This is a genomic window from Microbacterium sp. P5_B6 (assembly GCF_056400345.1).
The window spans coordinates 556,247-573,281 of sequence record NZ_JBFULL010000002.1; the positions used below are offsets into that span (position 1 = coordinate 556,247).

Annotated in this window: 14 protein-coding genes; 4 read left to right on the forward strand and 10 right to left on the reverse strand. The window is 68.5% G+C overall.

The genetic code is table 11. The features are described from left to right. The 5 genes from dxs to dut all read right to left on the reverse strand — a co-directional run bounded on the left by dxs (position 1) and on the right by dut (position 7,024). The gene (gene dxs / locus AC1DP3_RS04350) at positions 1–1,950 is read right to left on the reverse strand and encodes a 1-deoxy-D-xylulose-5-phosphate synthase (RefSeq protein WP_477291626.1); all 1,950 of its coding nucleotides are present in this window, start codon (positions 1,948–1,950) and stop codon (positions 1–3) included. A gap of 172 nt (positions 1,951–2,122) precedes the next feature. Continuing rightward, entirely contained in the window at positions 2,123–4,969 is a 2,847-nt protein-coding gene (acnA, locus tag AC1DP3_RS04355; protein WP_477291628.1) for an aconitate hydratase AcnA, read from the reverse strand. A gap of 137 nt (positions 4,970–5,106) precedes the next feature. Then, a complete protein-coding gene (locus AC1DP3_RS04360) occupies positions 5,107–5,883 on the reverse strand; it encodes a DUF3159 domain-containing protein (RefSeq protein ID WP_477291630.1) in 777 nt (258 codons plus the stop codon). Next, complete coding sequence (locus AC1DP3_RS04365) at positions 5,880–6,503, reverse strand: DUF3710 domain-containing protein (RefSeq protein ID WP_477291632.1); 624 nt, start codon at positions 6,501–6,503, stop codon at positions 5,880–5,882. Before AC1DP3_RS04365 ends, AC1DP3_RS04360 begins: the two co-directional genes overlap by 4 nt. After that, the gene (dut, locus tag AC1DP3_RS04370) at positions 6,500–7,024 is read right to left on the reverse strand and encodes a dUTP diphosphatase (protein WP_477291634.1); all 525 of its coding nucleotides are present in this window, start codon (positions 7,022–7,024) and stop codon (positions 6,500–6,502) included. The genes AC1DP3_RS04365 and dut overlap by 4 nt, the downstream gene beginning before the upstream one ends. A gap of 18 nt (positions 7,025–7,042) precedes the next feature. On the opposite strand from dut, the gene AC1DP3_RS04375 reads away from it, so the two are divergent. Beyond that, positions 7,043–7,537: a DUF3093 domain-containing protein gene (locus tag AC1DP3_RS04375; RefSeq protein WP_477291636.1), complete on the forward strand. Its 495-nt coding sequence runs from the start codon at positions 7,043–7,045 to the stop codon at positions 7,535–7,537. On the opposite strand, the gene AC1DP3_RS04380 is transcribed toward AC1DP3_RS04375, so the two are convergent. Then, on the reverse strand, positions 7,512–7,805 hold the full coding sequence (locus AC1DP3_RS04380) for a DUF4193 domain-containing protein (RefSeq protein WP_477291638.1): 294 nt from the start codon (positions 7,803–7,805) through the stop codon (positions 7,512–7,514). The genes AC1DP3_RS04375 and AC1DP3_RS04380 overlap by 26 nt on opposite strands. Before the next feature lie 213 nt (positions 7,806–8,018). Between AC1DP3_RS04380 and sepH the strand changes: the two genes are divergently transcribed. After that, positions 8,019–9,071: a septation protein SepH gene (sepH, locus tag AC1DP3_RS04385; RefSeq protein ID WP_477291640.1), complete on the forward strand. Its 1,053-nt coding sequence runs from the start codon at positions 8,019–8,021 to the stop codon at positions 9,069–9,071. A 45-nt stretch (positions 9,072–9,116) separates the two neighbouring features. Here the strand turns inward: sepH and AC1DP3_RS04390 are convergent, their stop codons facing one another. After that, a complete protein-coding gene (locus AC1DP3_RS04390; protein WP_477291642.1) occupies positions 9,117–10,244 on the reverse strand; it encodes an alkaline phosphatase family protein in 1,128 nt (375 codons plus the stop codon). Positions 10,245–10,322: 78 nt separating this feature from the next. Here AC1DP3_RS04390 and AC1DP3_RS04395 point away from each other — a divergent pair, with 78 nt between their 5' ends. Further along, entirely contained in the window at positions 10,323–12,782 is a 2,460-nt protein-coding gene (locus AC1DP3_RS04395) for a DNA gyrase/topoisomerase IV subunit A (protein WP_477291644.1), read from the forward strand. 15 nt (positions 12,783–12,797) lie between these two features. On the opposite strand, the gene AC1DP3_RS04400 is transcribed toward AC1DP3_RS04395, so the two are convergent. Next, positions 12,798–14,870 (reverse strand): DNA gyrase/topoisomerase IV subunit B, encoded by a 2,073-nt coding sequence (locus AC1DP3_RS04400; protein WP_477291881.1) that lies wholly within the window; start codon positions 14,868–14,870, stop codon positions 12,798–12,800. A gap of 171 nt (positions 14,871–15,041) precedes the next feature. Between AC1DP3_RS04400 and AC1DP3_RS04405 the strand changes: the two genes are divergently transcribed. Next, a complete protein-coding gene (locus AC1DP3_RS04405; RefSeq protein ID WP_477291646.1) occupies positions 15,042–15,263 on the forward strand; it encodes a DUF7455 domain-containing protein in 222 nt (73 codons plus the stop codon). Here AC1DP3_RS04405 and AC1DP3_RS04410 read toward each other — a convergent pair. Then, the gene (locus AC1DP3_RS04410; protein WP_477291648.1) at positions 15,253–16,302 is read right to left on the reverse strand and encodes an alanine racemase; all 1,050 of its coding nucleotides are present in this window, start codon (positions 16,300–16,302) and stop codon (positions 15,253–15,255) included. The two genes, AC1DP3_RS04405 and AC1DP3_RS04410, sit on opposite strands and share 11 nt — an antisense overlap. After that, complete coding sequence (locus tag AC1DP3_RS04415; protein ID WP_477291650.1) at positions 16,299–17,021, reverse strand: alanine racemase; 723 nt, start codon at positions 17,019–17,021, stop codon at positions 16,299–16,301. The genes AC1DP3_RS04410 and AC1DP3_RS04415 overlap by 4 nt, the downstream gene beginning before the upstream one ends. Positions 17,022–17,035: the final 14 nt, after the last annotated feature.

A 17,035-nucleotide genomic window follows, 5' to 3' on the forward strand; every position in this document is an offset into this window, starting at 1 on the left:
TCAGGCTTCGCTGCGGGTGGCCCACTCCGGGATCGTCGGAAGCTCGCTCGTGGCAGGGCGCGCGACCGGAATGCGCGTACCGAGCACCTGAGCCACGACATCCTGGGCGATCTTGGCGGCGGTGAGGCCGGCATCTTCGAGGATCTGCTCACGGCTGGCGTGATCGATGAACTCGTCAGGCACCCCGAGCTCGTCGACAGCGGTGTCGACGCCGGATTCGCGGAGAACCTGGCGCACCCGCGTGCCGATGCCGCCCACGCGGATGCCGTCCTCGATGGTGATGACGAGACGATGGGATGCTGCGAGCCGCACGATGGACGGCTGCACCGGCACGACCCAGCGAGGATCCACGACGGTCGCCCCGATGCCCTGGGCGCGAAGCCGCGCGGCGACGTCAACGGCCATGTGCGCCATCGGTCCGATGCCGATCAGCAGGACGTCTCTGGCGTCGCTCTCGACGAGGACGTCCACGCCGTCTTCCAGGCGCTCCACCGCGGGCAGGTCTGGGCTGACCGAACCCTTGGGGAAGCGGATCACCGTGGGGGCGTCGTCCACCACCGCCGCCTCGCGAAGCTCCTCGCGAAGGCGCTCGGCGTCACGGGGAACGGCGATGCGTATGTGCGGCACGAGCTGGAGCATCGCGAGATCCCAGATGCCGTGGTGGCTCGGACCATCGGGGCCCGTTACCCCCGCGCGATCGAGCACGAAGGTCACTCCCGCACGGTGGAGCGCGACATCCATCAGCACCTGGTCGAAGGCGCGGTTCATGAAGGTCGCGTACAGCGCCACGATCGGATGCAGTCCGCCATAGGCGAGTCCCGCCGCTGAGGCGACGGCGTGCTGCTCGGCGATGCCGACGTCGTAGACCCTGTCGGGGAACCGCTGGGAGAACGGCAGCAGCCCGGTGGGCCGGAGCATCGCGGCGGTGATCGCGATGATGTCGTCCCGCTCTTCGCCCAGGACAGGGAGCTCCTCCGCGAAGACATCGGTCCAGGAGGTGCCGCCGCCGGAGCCGAGGGCCTCGCCGGTCACCGGGTCGATGCGCCCGACGGCATGGAACTGGTCGGCCTCGTCCAGGAGCGCCGGCTCGTACCCACGCCCCTTCTCGGTGATCGCGTGCACGAGCACGGGGGCGCCGTACGACTTCGCGATCTCGAGGGTCTCGAGGAGCGACGGAAGGTCGTGTCCGTCGACGGGTCCGAGGTATTTGATGTCGAGGTTGGAATAGAGGGCGGCGTTGTTGGTGAAGCGGCTGAGGAAGCCATGGGTGCCGCCGCGGAGTCCGCGGTACATCGCCCGTCCGCCCGGTCCGAGCTTGCCGAAGAACGACTCGGACGAGCCGCGCAGATTCTCATACGTCTCGGCGGTGCGCACGCGGTTGAGATAGCGCGCCATGCCACCGATCGTCGGGGCGTACGAACGGCCGTTGTCGTTGACGACGATGACGAGGTTGCGGTTGTTGTCGTCGGAGATGTTGTTCAGCGCCTCCCACGTCATGCCGCCGGTGAGAGCGCCATCGCCGACGATGGCGACGACGTGCCGATCCCGGCGGCCCGTACGGGTGAGCGCCCGGGAGATGCCGTCGGCCCAGCTGAGCGAGCTCGAGGCGTGGGACGATTCCACAACGTCGTGCGGGCTCTCGGAGCGCTGGGGATACCCGGCGAGTCCGCCCCGCGTCCGCAAGCCCGAGAAGTCCTGACGACCCGTCAGGAGCTTGTGGACGTACGACTGATGGCCGGTGTCGAAGATGATCGGGTCTTCCGGCGAGTGGAAGGTGCGGTGGATGGCGATGGTCAGCTCGACCACCCCGAGATTCGGCCCCAGGTGACCGCCCGTGCGGGACACGTTCTGGATGAGGAACTCACGCACCTCGCCGGCCAGTTCGTCGAGCTGCTCGAGGCTGAGCGAGTCGAGATCTCGGGGTCCCGCAATGGTCGGAAGAATCACCATCCGCCCTCCCTCGAAGGTCCGTGCCGGGGCTTCCGTCCCGTGCTCCCGCCCAGTGCGGAGGCTCCGGGCCAGTCTACCGGGGCCGGTCTGGGGCGCTCCCGAGCGCGGAGCGCACAAAAGGTCGGGCCCCGCACCTCTGAGAAGGTGCGGGGCCCGACACGCAGGCGATCGCTCAGACGAGCGAGCGAAGCACGTACTGGAGGATGCCGCCGTTGCGGTAGTAGTCGGCCTCGCCCGGCGTGTCGATGCGGACGACCGCATCGAACTCAACCGTCTCCTTGCCGGGCGCGGAGAACTCGCTCGGGGCTGCGGTGACGTGGACCGTCTTGGGCGTCACTCCCTCGTTCAGCTGCTCGAGGCCCGTGATCGACACGATCTCGGTGCCGTCGAGCCCGAGCGAGCTCCAGCTGGATCCGGCAGGGAACTGCAGCGGCACGACGCCCATCCCGATGAGGTTGGACCGGTGGATGCGCTCGAAGCTCTCGGTGATGACGGCCTTGACGCCCAGGAGGCTCGTGCCCTTCGCCGCCCAGTCGCGAGACGAGCCTGAGCCGTACTCCTTGCCGCCGAAGATGACGAGCGGCGTGCCGCCAGCCTGATAGTTCTGGCTCGCGTCGTAGATGAACGACTGCGGGCCGCCCTCCTGCGTGAAGTCGCGGGTGAAGCCGCCCTCCACCACAGCACCGTCGTTGACCGCACTGACGAGGAGGTTCTTCAGGCGGATGTTCGCGAACGTGCCGCGGATCATCACCTCGTGGTTGCCGCGACGCGAGCCGTACGAGTTGAAGTCCTTCTGTGCGACGCCGTGCTCGGTGAGGTACTGAGCCGCGGGAGTGCCCGCCTTGATGTTGCCGGCCGGGCTGATGTGGTCGGTCGTCACGGAGTCGCCGAGCGTCGCGAGCACACGCGCGCCCGAGATGTCGGCCACCGGAGTCAGCTCCATCGTCATGCCGTCGAAGTACGGGGGCTTGCGCACGTATGTCGATGCATCGTTCCACTCGAACACGTCGCCGGTCGGCGTCGGCAGTGTCCGCCAGCGCTCGTCGCCCTCGAAGACGCTCGCGTACTGGTGCACGAACATCTCCTTGTTGATCGACGAGTCGATCGTGGCCTGCACCTCGGCCGAGTCCGGCCAGATGTCGCGCAAGAAGACGTCGTTGCCGTCCTGGTCGGTACCCAGCGCGTCGACCTCGAAGTCGAAGTTCATCGAACCGGCCAGCGAGTAGGCGATGACGAGCGGCGGGCTCGCGAGGTAGTTCATCTTGACGTCGGGGTTGATGCGGCCCTCGAAGTTGCGGTTGCCCGAGAGCACTGCCGTCACGGCGAGATCGTTCTCGTTGATGGCCGCCGAGACTTCTTCGATGAGCGGCCCCGAGTTGCCGATGCACGTCGTGCAGCCGTAGCCCACCGTGTAGAAGCCGAGGTCCTCGAGGTCCTTCGTGAGACCGGCCTTTTCGTAGTAGTCGGTGACGACCTTCGAGCCGGGCGCGAGGGTGGTCTTGACCCACGGCTTGGCCTTCAGGCCCTTCTTCACCGCATTGCGGGCCAGGAGACCGGCCGCGAGCATGACGGACGGGTTCGAGGTGTTCGTGCACGACGTGATCGCGGCGATCGTGACGGCGCCATGGTCGAGCACGAACTGCTCGCCGCCGGCGAGGGTCACCGGGGTCGGCTTCGACGCCGTGGCCGGCGCGTGGCTGTGGTGGTGATGCTGGTGGTGGCTGTACTCCTCCTCGGGAGAGTTGCCCGGGGGGTCGGACGCCGGGAACGACTCGGAGCCCTCGAGATCGACCAGGTCGTGGTCGATCTCCGCGTAGTTCAGGAGGTCGCTCTCGAACTGCTGCTTGGCGTTCGAGAGCACGATGCGGTCCTGCGGGCGCTTGGGACCCGCGATCGACGGGACTACCGTCGAGAGGTCGAGCTCCATGTACTCGCTGAACACGGGCTCGCGCGACGCGTCGTGCCAGAGCGTCTGCTCCTTGGCATACGCCTCGACGAGCGCGAGCTGCTGCTCGTCGCGGCCGGTCAGACGCAGGTAGTCGACGGTCACGCTGTCGATCGGGAACATCGCCGCGGTGGAGCCGAACTCCGGGCTCATGTTGCCGATGGTGGCGCGGTTCGCGAGGGGGACGGATGCCACGCCCTCGCCGTAGAACTCGACGAACTTGCCGACCACACCGTGCTTGCGCAGCATGTCGGTGATCGTCAGCACGACGTCGGTCGCGGTGACGCCCGTCGGGATCTCGCCGGAGAGCTTGAAGCCCACGACCTTGGGGATGAGCATCGACACCGGCTGGCCGAGCATGGCCGCCTCGGCCTCGATGCCGCCGACGCCCCAGCCGAGCACGCCGAGACCGTTGACCATGGTCGTGTGGGAGTCGGTGCCGACGCAGGTGTCGGGGTAGGCGCGCAGCACCGATTCCCCGCTGGTTGAGCTTGTCGAAACCCGGTCGTAGATGACCTTGGCAAGGTGCTCGATGTTGACCTGGTGCACGATGCCGGTGCCCGGAGGCACGACCTTGAAGTCATCGAAAGCGGTCTGGCCCCAGCGCAGGAACTGGTAGCGCTCGCCGTTGCGCTCGTACTCGATCTCGACGTTGCGCTCCAGCGCGTTCTCCGTGCCGAACAGGTCGGCGATGACGGAGTGGTCGATGACCATCTCTGCCGGCGACAGCGGGTTGATCCGCTTCGCATCGCCCCCGAGGGCGGCGACTGCCTCGCGCATCGTGGCGAGGTCGACGATGCAGGGAACACCGGTGAAGTCCTGCATCACCACGCGGGCGGGCGTGAACTGGATCTCGGTGTCCGGCTCGGCCGCGGCATCCCACGATCCGAGAGCCTGGATCTGCTCGCGGGTGACGTTCGCGCCGTCTTCGGTGCGAAGCAGATTCTCGAGCAGCACCTTGAGGCTGAACGGCAGCGTCTCGTACCCCGGCACCGTGTCGATGCGGAAGATCTCGTAGTCGGTGCTGCCGACCGTCAGGGTGCTCTTGGCACCGAAGCTGTCAACCGTGGACACGTGTGTCTCCTTCGTCGGCGGCGGGAGCGGGGCGAAGCCCAGCACTCCCCTATCTTTCCCCTCGCGGCACCTATCGGCTAGTGAGGATCGCCTAAGAGTCGCGCGGTGAAATTTATCTTGATGTCAAGATAAATGTATCACTCCGGGGATGCGATCCGCCCGCGCGTGGATGACGGATACAGGGCACGGACCGCGAGCCAGGTGACGGCGACCATGGGGGCAAACAGGGGCAGGCCCATGATGAGCTTCGTCGTTCCCAGAGCCGCCACGTCGCCCGAGAAGTAGAGCGGCACCTGCACGACGAGCCGCAGCGCGAACAGCGAGGCCCACGCGATCGCGAGCCAGAAGAAGGCGCGCCGCTTGCGCTTGTCGCGACGCCAGGCGGTGCCCTCGCCCATCAGGAATCCGACAGCGAGGCCGATCAGGGACCAGCCGATGAGAGCCGACACCAGGAAGGCCGTGCCGTACACGGCGTTGGTGGCGAAGCCCCACAGGAAGTTGTCCTGGCCCCGTCCGGTGAACAGGGCGAGTGCCGCCGCCGCCCCCGTTGCGATGAGGCCGCCGATGGCGGCGCCGGCCGGGCCCCGCTGGACGAGGCGCACGATCGTGAAGACCGCCGCCAGCCCGACCGAGAGTCCGAGGCTCAGCGGCAGGTTCGCCTGTCCCGTCTCGGGATCGACCGTGAGCGTCCACGCGATGATGAAGACGAGCCCCGGCAGGACGGATTCCAGGATGCCGCGCCAGCCGCCCATGGCACGCCAGACGACGTGGCCCGTGCTGGCTTCGGACGCGGGGTCGAGCCCGGCGCGTCGCGCGGCCCCGCCGAGTGCCGCCCCGAGCAGATCGGACGCGGCCGGCTCGGCGGCCTCCTCGGGCTCCTCCGACGAAGAGGCTGCGACGCGGTCGTCCGTCATGCCGTGCCCGGGGTGGCGGGCATCTTCAGCGGAATGAGGTCGCGCGGCGGCATCGGGGTTCCGCCCCGTACCACGACGATCGAGCGGAAGAGATCCTCCACCTTGGCAGCGGCCTCGACGTCGGACGTCGCCGATCCGCCGATGACCCCGCGGAGGAACCACCGCGGTCCGTCGACGCCGACGAAACGCGCCAGGCGCTTGCCCGCGGCGCCGTCTGCTCCGGCGAGCACCGGGACCTCGGCGAGCAGCTCGGGTCCGAGCGGGCCCTCGCGCTCCTCGACGCGTCCGCCCTGCTGGCGGATCTGCTGGCGGATCTGCTCACGCGTCTCCTCCCACAGTCCCGTCGACCGGGGCGCCGCGAAGGGCTGCACCTGCAAGGTGGATCCGGCGTAGTCGAGTCCCACCGCCACGATGCGCTTGGTCTGCTCCTCAACCTCGAGACGCAGATTCAGGCCCTCACGCGGAAGGATCTTGATGCCGCCCAAGTCGATGTACGGACGAACGGGATTGGCCTCCGATTCATCGAAGGGGCCCGTTTCCGCTCGGTCGGCGAAGGGCGGTGCGGCCGTGGCTTCTTCCGCCTCGTCGGGGGTGTCGTCTGAGGGGGTGACGTCGGTCATGCCCTGACTCCGTCCTTGTCGTCTTGTGCCTCGTGGGGGGTTCCTCCCGAGGGCTCGCTGCCGCTCGTCGGCATCGCCGATGCGCCAGCCTGATACCCGGTAGACCCGAATCCGCCTTCACCGCGGATGCTTTCGGGCAGCGTCTCGACCGGGATGAAGCGCGCTCGGGGCACGGGCATCACGATGAGCTGGGCGATCCGGTCGCCCGGCGCGATGTCGAAAGCGTGGTGGGCGTCGGTGTTGAGGAGGGTCACCTTGATCTCGCCGCGGTAGCCGGCATCCACCGTCCCCGGCGAATTGACGATGGTGATGCCGTGCTTGGTGGCCAGCCCGCTGCGTGGAACGACGAATGCCGCAAAACCGTCCGGCAGAGCGATCCGCACGCCTGTGCCGACGAGCGCCCGCTGCCCCGGCTCGAGACGCACCGCCTCAGCGGAGGTGAGGTCGGCTCCGGCATCCCCAGGGTGGGCATAGACCGGAACGGCGGGCGCGATAATGAGGACGTCCACTGTTTCGGTCACTCAACGAGGGTAATGCAGATGTCAGCAGGCGACGGTTCGCCCTCGGCGGCCCGGGGCGCCTTCCATGAGCGCCTCAGTCCGTCGCTCTGGGTCCTGGTGAGCGCAGCGCTCGTCGCACCCATGGCGACCCTGGTGCTGGCCCCCATCGACACCACCGTCGCGCTCATTGCCGGCGGGCTCGTCGGGGTGCTCTTCGTCGGCCTGCTGATCGCGGGTTCGCCGGTGATCGCTGTTCGGGACGGGATGCTGCACGCGGGCCGGGCGCGCATCCCGGTCGACGTCCTTGGGCGACCCGAGCCCCTTGACGGCGAGGCTGCACGCGCCGCACGCGGACCGCAGCTCGACCCTCGGGCCTGGCACGTCATCCGCGGCGGGATCGAGGGCCTCGTGGTCGTCCCGGTCGAGGACCCGGACGATCCGGCACCCGCATGGGTGCTCTCATCGAGGACGCCGGACCGCCTGAGCGCGGCGATCCGGCGAGCTCAGGCTAAGCGGAGCACTCCGCGCACATAGGGCCGTCCGCCGTCTCGTGGTCGAGCTGCGAACGATGCTTCACCAGGAAGCAGTTGACACAGGTGAACTCGTCCTCCTGAGGAGGCAGCACGACGACGTCGAGCTCGAGATCCGAGAGGTCGGCGCCGGGGAGCTCGAAGCCCGAGGGGTTGTCGGCGTCCTCGACATCAACCGAGCCCGACATCTTGTCGGGGACTCGCTCCTTGAGAGCCTCGATCGACTCGCTGTCGTCCTCGGTCTTGCGGGGGGCGTCGTAATCGGTAGCCATGCGTAAACGTCTCTACTTCCGGAAAATCCTTGGGGCGCAAGCCCTCGTGGGCGGCCATAGTTTGCACGACCTGGGGCCGAATCGCAAATGCGGTGCCGGCGGTGGTCGTGGTGTGCATCCGTGAAACTCGCGGCACGCCCGGGATATTCCCGCCGGACCGAGTCCACTGTGCGAGCATTGCCGGACACGGCTGGATCGGAGAGGGCGGTTCGCATGGAACAGCTCAAGGTGATCGGAACCGAGAACGACAGACTCGTTCTGGCGACCGAGTCGGGCGAGCGCTTCTCGCTCGCGATCGACGAGGTGCTGCGTGCCGAGGTGCGCCGTGCGCGTCGCGAACGAGACGGCGACGAACGCACGTCCCCGCGTCCCAGCCCTCGTGAGGTGCAGGCCCACATTCGCGCGGGCCTGTCCGCCGAGGAGGTGGCCAAGCTCCTGAACGCGCGGGTGGAAGACGTCGCGCGCTTCGAAGGCCCCGTCCTCGCCGAGCGCGAGCACATCGTCGGACAGGCGCTTGCCGTGCCCGTCCTGCTCGGCTCCGACCTCGAGGGCGACCGGCACCCCACCTTCGGAACAGCCGTGCGAGCGAAGCTCGCCGAGGCCGGTGCGAGCGGGGAGCGCTGGACCAGCTGGAAAGAGGCGAACGGCTGGATCGTCAAACTCGAGTTCACGGCGAATGAGGTCGACCACGATGCGCGATGGGGTTTCGAGCCCCGCCGATCGACGCTCTCACCGCTGAACCCCGACGCCATCCAGCTCTCCCGCCAGGGGTCGCTGCCGGAGGGTCTCATCCCGCGTCTGCGAGCCCTCGACCAGACCCCGCTCAAGGACGACTCGCGCTTCGACAGCGGCGCCTTCGGTCCTCGCCGGCTTCCCGCCCCGGAAGCCGATCTCGAGTCGCCCGACGTTCCGTCGCCGGCGGCGCCGGCTGTGCAGCAGGCTGCCATCAAGCGCGCGGACGAGCCCATCGTGACGACGCCTGAGACAGCGGATCTGCTCGAGGCGCTTCGGCGCAGGCGTGGCCAGCGAGAGCCGCTTCCCGGCGCCGAGCAGTTCTCGTCCACCCGCGGCGCAAGCCCGGTCGCGCTCTTCGATGCTCTCGAGCCGGGCTATGAGGAATCCCCGAGCCCTGCTCCCGAACCCGAACCGGATTACGACGCCGACCGGGATCGTCCGGTCGCTGCCGAAGCATCCGGTCGCCGCAAGGGGCGCACGTCGATGCCATCGTGGGACGAGATCGTCTTCGGAGCACGCGGCGAGGACTGACGCGACCCGGCAGGCGAACGCCCGGGCTCGTCGCCCAACGCCTGGTCAGGCGAACGCGCCGAGACGGATGAGCGGAACCGTTCGCTCTTCGTCCGTCAGCGAGCCGTGCTGGCCGACCATGCGCTGAGGTGCCTTGTCGGCACCTCGATCGTCGTAGTACGCCACACCGCTGCGCGCAGCGACCAGGACATCTCCGATCCGCTCGCGCACCTCCGGAGCGACCGCGCCGAAGAGCCCGGCATCGACGGCCTCGTCGCGCGACATCACCCATGACCGCGCGGACTCCGACGCTCTCCACGCCTCGAGCACAGCATCCTGATGCCCCGCCTCGGCATAGAGGTGCAGCATCCGCGGCTCGCCGCCGATGACCGCCACCCCGTCCATGAGGCCGTCCCCCTCCCCGAGCAGGAGCTGGCGGTGACGAGGCACGTCGATCATGCCGTGGTCCGCCGTAACCAGAGCGCCCGCTCCGGCGGGCAGGGCGGAAGCGAGAGATCGAGCCGCAGCGTCCACGGCTTCCAGGGCATGCGCCCACTCATCCGACTCCCAGCCGCGCTGATGGGCGATGCCATCCAACTCGGGTGCGTAGAGATACACGAGGGCTCCGGGATGCTGTGCCACGAGGTCCGCCGCGATCTGCGCGCCGTCGGCAGCATTGGCGGCGGGGACGAAGTCCGCTCCACGCATGATCGCCTTGGTGAAGCCGGAGCCGTCGAACTTCGCGCGAGACACCACGAAGCACGGGCGTCCCGCGCCCGATTCGCGCTCGAAGATCGGCTGCGCGCGCTGCCACGAGAGCGGATCGAGCCCGTGGGTCTCCCACCCCTTGAGCTGGTTCGGGGCCTCATGCGTGCCCGGGATCCGCACTCGGTAGCCCACCAGCCCGTGCTGACCCGGATCCACCCCTGTCAGCAGGGACGTCAGCGCGGCGGTGGTCGTCGAGGGGAAGACCGTGCGGGCCACGTCCTTCTTCGCACCGGATTCCGTGAGGAAGCGGGCATGCCCCGAGCGCGCGCCGAGGTTGCGGGCGCCGAGTCCGTCGACCACGAAGAGGACCGCACCCGAGACGGGCGGGAACCACTCCCCTCGCCCCTCGAGCGAGGCGAGGACCTCGGGAACGACACGGGTGAGGCTCCGGGCGCGGGCCGGGTCCGCCGGTAGGCTGAGGGACATCCGGGCCAGTCTCGCACACCCGCGGACAGCCCTCGCCGGATGCCCTATGCCGGCCCTTCTCACCGAGGCCAGATCGTCATGCCCGCAGCCCGCACCGATTCCTCCCCTGCCGATCACGGACGCATCGAAGACATCGATGTCGCCACCGAGATGCAGGGCTCGTTCCTCGAGTACGCGTATTCGGTCATCTACTCCCGTGCGCTCCCGGACGCCAGGGACGGTCTCAAGCCGGTGCAGCGCCGGATCCTGTACCAGATGGCCGACATGGGCCTGCGACCCGACCGCGGACACGTCAAGAGCGCCCGCGTGGTCGGCGAGGTCATGGGAAAGCTCCATCCCCATGGCGACGCTCCGATCTACGACGCCCTCGTCCGTCTCGCCCAGCCCTTCTCCCTGCGCGTGCCGCTCGTCGACGGTCACGGCAACTTCGGCTCCCTCGACGACGGACCCGCAGCGCCCCGCTACACCGAGGCTCGTCTTGCACCGGCGGCCCTCGCGCTGACCGAGAACCTCGACGAGGACGTCGTGGACTTCATCCCCAACTACGACGGGCAGTTCCAGCAGCCGGCCGTGCTGCCGGCGGCATTCCCCAACCTGCTCGTCAACGGCACGACCGGGATCGCGGTCGGCATGGCGACGAACATGGCGCCCCATAACCTCATCGAGGTGGTGGGCGCGGCCACGCACCTGCTCGAGAACCCCGAAGCGACTCTGGACGAGCTCATGGAGTTCGTGCCGGGCCCCGATCTGCCGTCGGGCGGAGTGATCGTCGGCCTCGACGGCATCAAGGACGCGTATGCGACCGGTCGCGGCACTTTCCGCACACGCGCCAAGGTGTCGATCGAACCACTCGGTCCGCGCCGCACCGGGCTCGTCGTCACGGAGCTGCCCTACCTCGTCGGACCCGAACGCATCATCGAGAAGATCAAGGATGCCGTCCAGTCGAAGAAGCTGCAGGGCATCTCCGACGTCACTGACCTGACCGACCGCCATCATGGCCTGCGGCTCGTGATCGGGATCAAGACGGGCTTCGACCCCCAGGCGGTGCTGGATCACCTCTACCGGCTCACACCGCTGGAGGACTCGTTCGGCATCAACAACGTCGCCCTCGTCGAGGGGCAGCCCCAGACGCTCGGACTGCGCGATCTCCTGCGGGTGTACCTGGACCACCGCATCGAGGTGGTGACCAGGCGGAGCCGCTTCCGCCTGGCACGTCGCAAGGAGCGACTGCACCTGGTCGAGGGGCTGCTCATCGCGATCCTCGACATCGACGAGATCATCCAGGTGATCCGCGCCTCGGACGACGGCGAACAGGCGCGCACGCGCCTGATGGACGTGTTCGACCTCTCGGAGATCCAGGCCGAGTACATCCTCGAGCTTCGCCTTCGCCGACTGACGAAGTTCTCCCGGATCGAGCTCGAAGCCGAGCGCGACAAGCTCATCGCCGAGATCGCCGAGCTGGAGGAGCTGCTGGCGAGCGAAGTCCTGCTGCGCAATCAGGTCGCGCGTGAGCTGGATGCCGCGGCCGAGACCTACGGCACCCCTCGCCGCACCATGCTCCTCAACGGCGGGCCCGTCACTCCGCGTTCGCGCGCGGCGGCCTCGGCACCCGACCTGCAGATCGCCGATGCGCCGTGCCGGGTCTTCCTCTCGGCGACGGGGCGAATGGTGCGCGCCGAGCTGTCTGCCGACGCGCAGAACGGCGGTGTGGTGCCGCCCACGCGTCGCTCCAAGCACGATGCCGTCCGCTCCGCGGTCGACACGACGACGCGCGGAGACATCGGGGCTGTGACCTCGGCGGGACGACTGGTGCGCTTCTCCCCCGTGGATCTCCCCTCCGTGCCCGGAAACTCGGTGCAGCTGGCGGCGGGCACGCGCTCGGACCAGTATCTCGGCCTCGCAACCGGCGAGCACGTCGTGGGTCTCGTCGCACTCGACGGCAGCACCCCCGTGGCTCTCGGAACCACGCACGGCATCGTCAAGCGCTTCTCGGCAGCCGAGCTCGGCGCCAAGCACGACATCGAAGTCATCCCGCTGAAGGACGGCGACCGGGTCGTGGGCGCCGCCCCCGCGCCGGATGGCACGGAGCTCGTCTTCGTGGCGAGCGACGCCCAGCTCCTGCGCTTCCCGGCCGACACCGTGCGGCCGCAGGGTCGCTCTGCGGGCGGCATGGCCGGCATCCGGCTCACTTCGGGTGAGCGGGTGATCCACTTCGGAGTGGTCGAGGGCGAGGCATCCGGAGCAGTGGTCGTCACGATCGCGGGCAGTTCGCAGGCACTTCCGGGCACGGATGCCGGCAGTGCCAAGGTGTCCGACTACGCCGAGTTCCCCGCCAAAGGCCGTGCGACCGGCGGCGTGCGGGCGCAGCGCTTCCTTCGCGGTGAAGACGCCCTCACACTCGCCTGGGTGGGCTCCGATCCCCGTGCCGTCGCGGCGGACGGCGCGACCCGCGCACTGCCGGCATCCGGGGCCAAGCGCGATGCGTCGGGTGTGCCGCTCGAGGGAGTCGTCGCGGCTGTGGGAGCCCCGATCCGCTGACCCTCGGGCTTCGGCTCAGGCGTCGATGGCCTCGCGCGACAGTCGATCGCTCGAGCTCACGATGAATTCGCGGCGCGGCGCGACCTCGTTGCCCATGAGGAGCTCGAAGACCGACGTCGCCGCCTCGGCGTCGGCGAGGCGAACTCGTCGCAGAGTGCGGCCCACCCGGTCCATCGTGGTCGTGGCGAGCTGTTCGGCGTCCATCTCGCCCAGGCCCTTGTAGCGCTGCACGGGCTCCTGCCACCGCTTGCCTGACTTGCCGAGCTTGCCGAGGAGTCCGTGGAGCTCCTGCTCGCTGTAGGTGTAGATCGTCTCGTTGGGCTTCGAGCCGGGGTTCATGACGACGACGCGGTGAAGGGGCGGCACAGCCGCATAGACCCGGCCGTGCTCGATGAGCGGTCGCATGTAGCGGAAGAAGAGCGTCAGGAGAAGGGTGCGAATATGGGCGCCGTCGACGTCGGCGTCGCTCATCAGGATGATCTTGCCGTAGCGGGCCTGATCGATGTCGAACGACCGCCCCGAGCCCGCCCCGACCACCTGGAGGATCGACGCGCATTCGGCGTTGCCGAGCATGTCGCTGATCGACGCCTTCTGGACATTGAGGATCTTGCCGCGAATGGGCAGGAGCGCCTGGTATTCGCTGTTGCGCGCATGCTTCGCAGTGCCGAGCGCCGAATCGCCCTCCACGATGAACAGCTCGGACTGCGCCACGTCGGTGGTGCGGCAATCAGCGAGCTTCGCGGGCAGCGACGAGGACTCCAGCGCGTTCTTCCGGCGCTGGGTCTCCTTGTGGGTGCGCGCCGAGATGCGCGCCTTCATCTCGCTGACCACCTTGTCGAGCACCAGCGCGGTCTGGCTCTTGTCGTCGCGTCTGGTCGAGGCGAACCGCGCGGCGAGTTCGCGGCTCACCACGTTGGCGACGATCTGGCGGACGGCCGGTGTGCCCAGGACCTCTTTGGTCTGACCCTCGAACTGCGGCTCGGGCAGGCGCACGTTCAGGACGACCGTGAGCCCGGCCATGATGTCGTCCTTCTCGAGCTTGTCGTTGCCGACCTTCAGTCGGCGCGCGTTCTGCTCGACCTGGGCCCGGATGACCTTCATCAATCCGAGTTCGAACCCCTGCTGGTGGGTGCCGCCTTTCGGGGTGGCGATGATGTTGACGAAGGATCGACCGACCGTGTCGTAGCCGGTGCCCCAGCGCACGGCGACGTCGACGACGCACTCGCGCTCGACCTCGGTGGGCACCATCGCGCCCGTCGGCTGGAGCGTGGGAACCGTCTCGCGGAATGTTCCGGACCCCGTCAGGCGCCACGTGTCCGTCACAGCGGCATCGGGTGCAAGGAAGTCTGCGAACTCGGAGATTCCGCCGTCGAAGCGGAAGCTCGTCTCGTTGACGCCGCCTTCGCGTTCGTCGCTGATGACGATCTCGAGACCCGGCACGAGGAATGCCGTCTGCCGCGCGCGCTGCTCGAGCTCTTCGAGGTTGAAGGCCGCATCCTTCGTGAAGATCTGCGGGTCGGCCCAGTAGCGGATCCGCGTGCCCGTCACGCCCTTCGCGGCCCTTCCGACCACACGCAGCTCGGACGCCTTCTCGAACGGCGTGAAGACGGAGTCGGGGGTCGGGCCGGCGAACAGACCGGGCTCGCCTCGATGGAACGACATCGCCCACGTCTTGCCGCCGCGATCGACCTCGACCTCGAGGCGCTCGGAGAGAGCATTGACGACGGATGCACCGACGCCGTGCAGACCCCCGGAAGCGGCATACGATCCGCCGCCGAACTTGCCGCCGGCGTGCAGCTTGGTGAAGACGACTTCCACGCCGCTCAGCCCGGTGCGCGGTTCGATGTCGACGGGGATGCCGCGGGCGCGGTCGCGCACCTCCACGCTGCCGTCGGAGTGCAGGATGATCTCGATGCGGGTGCCATGGCCGCCGAGGGCCTCGTCGACCGAGTTGTCGATGATCTCCCAGAGGCAGTGCATGAGGCCGCGGGAGTCGGTGGACCCGATGTACATGCCGGGTCGCTTGCGGACCGCTTCGAGTCCCTCCAGCACCTGGAGATGATGGGCGGAGTACTCGGAGGTCACAATCCTCAAGGGTATCGGCGCACCCGGTCGCGTCACTGCACGGACACGACCACACGGGGCGCGCGTACGCGCTCAGCGAAATGTCACTGGTTCGCGGCATTCTCGAAACAATCGCGTGGTTGCATATAGGGACACAGCACGCAGGCAGAGAGACGCTTACGAGGAGGCACCGAGATGAACACTCTTTCAACACCCACCCCGCCCGCCACCGACGTCCTCGAATACCGTCTGACCGCCATCGACCGCTGCGACTCGTGCGGCGCCCAGGCCTACATCGCCGCCGAGGTCAATGGGAGCGAGCTCCTCTTCTGCGCCCACCACGGCCGCAAGTACGAAGAGAAGCTCCGCTCGATCGCCACGTCCTGGCACGACGAGACGGCACGCCTCAGCGAGTAGGCGTCGGCCGCTCGACGCCTCGGTAGAGCCGGGGAATCGTCGGTGAGACACGGAGAGCGATCTCCTCGCCGATCGTTCCGATCAGTTCGGCCGCGTCCGTCGCGGACATCGACGCGTCTGCTCCGAAGACGACCACCTCGTCGCCGATCGATGCAGTAGGCCACGAGTCGACCACGCAGGCGTAGGGATCGATCCGTCGGACGACGCGGGGTCCCGCCGGCGTGCTCACGCGAAGGCGCCCCGCGAGGGTCGAGGGCAGCCCATCGGCTGAGCCGAGGTCGAGTGTGACCGAATCCTCATCGGCCTCCGAGACCGCGGCGACAAGGCTGGAGATGGGACGGATGCCGAGCTCGACCTCGCCGGGACCTCCGGCAGGTCGGATGCCGTAGGCGAACGCCCCGATCCGCACGAGGTCGTACCGGAACTCCGCCCTGGCGAACCCGGCAGCCGAAGCTGCCAGGTGCCGGAGCTCGGGCCGCAGTCCGGCCGCCGCGGCCTCCCGCAGCGCCTTCTCGAACGCGGCCCGCGCCGTGTCATCCTCCGCGTCCGACGCTTCCGCGATGTGGCTCCACACTCCGACGACCTCGATGGCTCCCGATCTCTCCAGGTACGCGGCCCGCTCGACGAACCCTGCCCAGTCCTCAGGGCGGACGCCGTTGCGATGAAGTCCCGTGTCAATCTTCAGATGCACGCGCGCGCGCCCATCGGCGGCCGCGAGATCCTCCAGCAGCGCGGCGTCGCCGACTCCGATGTCGAGATCGGAGGTGACGGCGAGCTGGGCCTCCTCCGCCGTGGCGACGATCCACACGAAGATCCGCGCGTGGGCACCGAGCTCGGCTCGAACCAGCATCCCGGTCCGGACGTCGAACGCACCGAACCAGCTCACCCCTTCGGCCGCAGCGATCCTGACGATCTCCCCCAGGCCGTGACCGTAGGCGTCGTCCTTCACGACGAGCATGTGTCGGGCCGGGGCGATCCGCTCTCGGATCGCGGTGAGATTGGCGCGCAGCGCGTGGGGATCGACCCGCACGGCCGTCATCCGGCATACCTCCGCTGGGCACGAAGGCCGATCGTCGTGACCAGCTCACCGGCCGTGAGACCGGAGTGCACCGCCCACTCCCCCAGCGTCGGATCACCCGGCTCCCCGCCGAAGAAGACGACGTCGTCACCGCGGCGGATCTCTGAGTTGCCGATGTCGACCACGCACACATCCATCGCAACCCGGCCGATGACCCGATGGAACGAGCCGGCGATGCCCACGGAGATGCGATCGCCGAGGTCACGCACCACCCCCTGCGCGTACCCGCCCGTCACAAGCGCCACACGCGTGTCTGCGTCCGCGCGGTGCGTGTAGCCGTACGAGACGCCTTCGCCAGCGCGCAGCGCCTTGGTGAGCAGCACAGTGCCGGTGAGGCGCATGACGGGCTTTCCGCTTGCACCGGCAAGGCCGAACACCTCGTGCGGGTCGAGCGTCGGCGTTCCGATGCTGCTGACAGCCGTCCCGGGGAATTCCCCCTCCATCGCGTCGACCTCGCCCTCGTCGGCGATGAAGGCGTCGACTCCCAGGTCACGCAGTGCGTGACCGACGGGGCCGAGTCCATGGCCCCACGCATCCCTCCGCAGGTCCGCGACGCTGAACTCGCCGTCGGTGCCGAGCAGCAGCGACTCGACGTTCGCTCGAAGAGCGTCGAGGCTGACTGTCGCGACCGGGGCGCTGCGCCGGGGACCGGCATCCGCCATCCGATCGCCCGAAGTCACGCCCCCTAGACTAT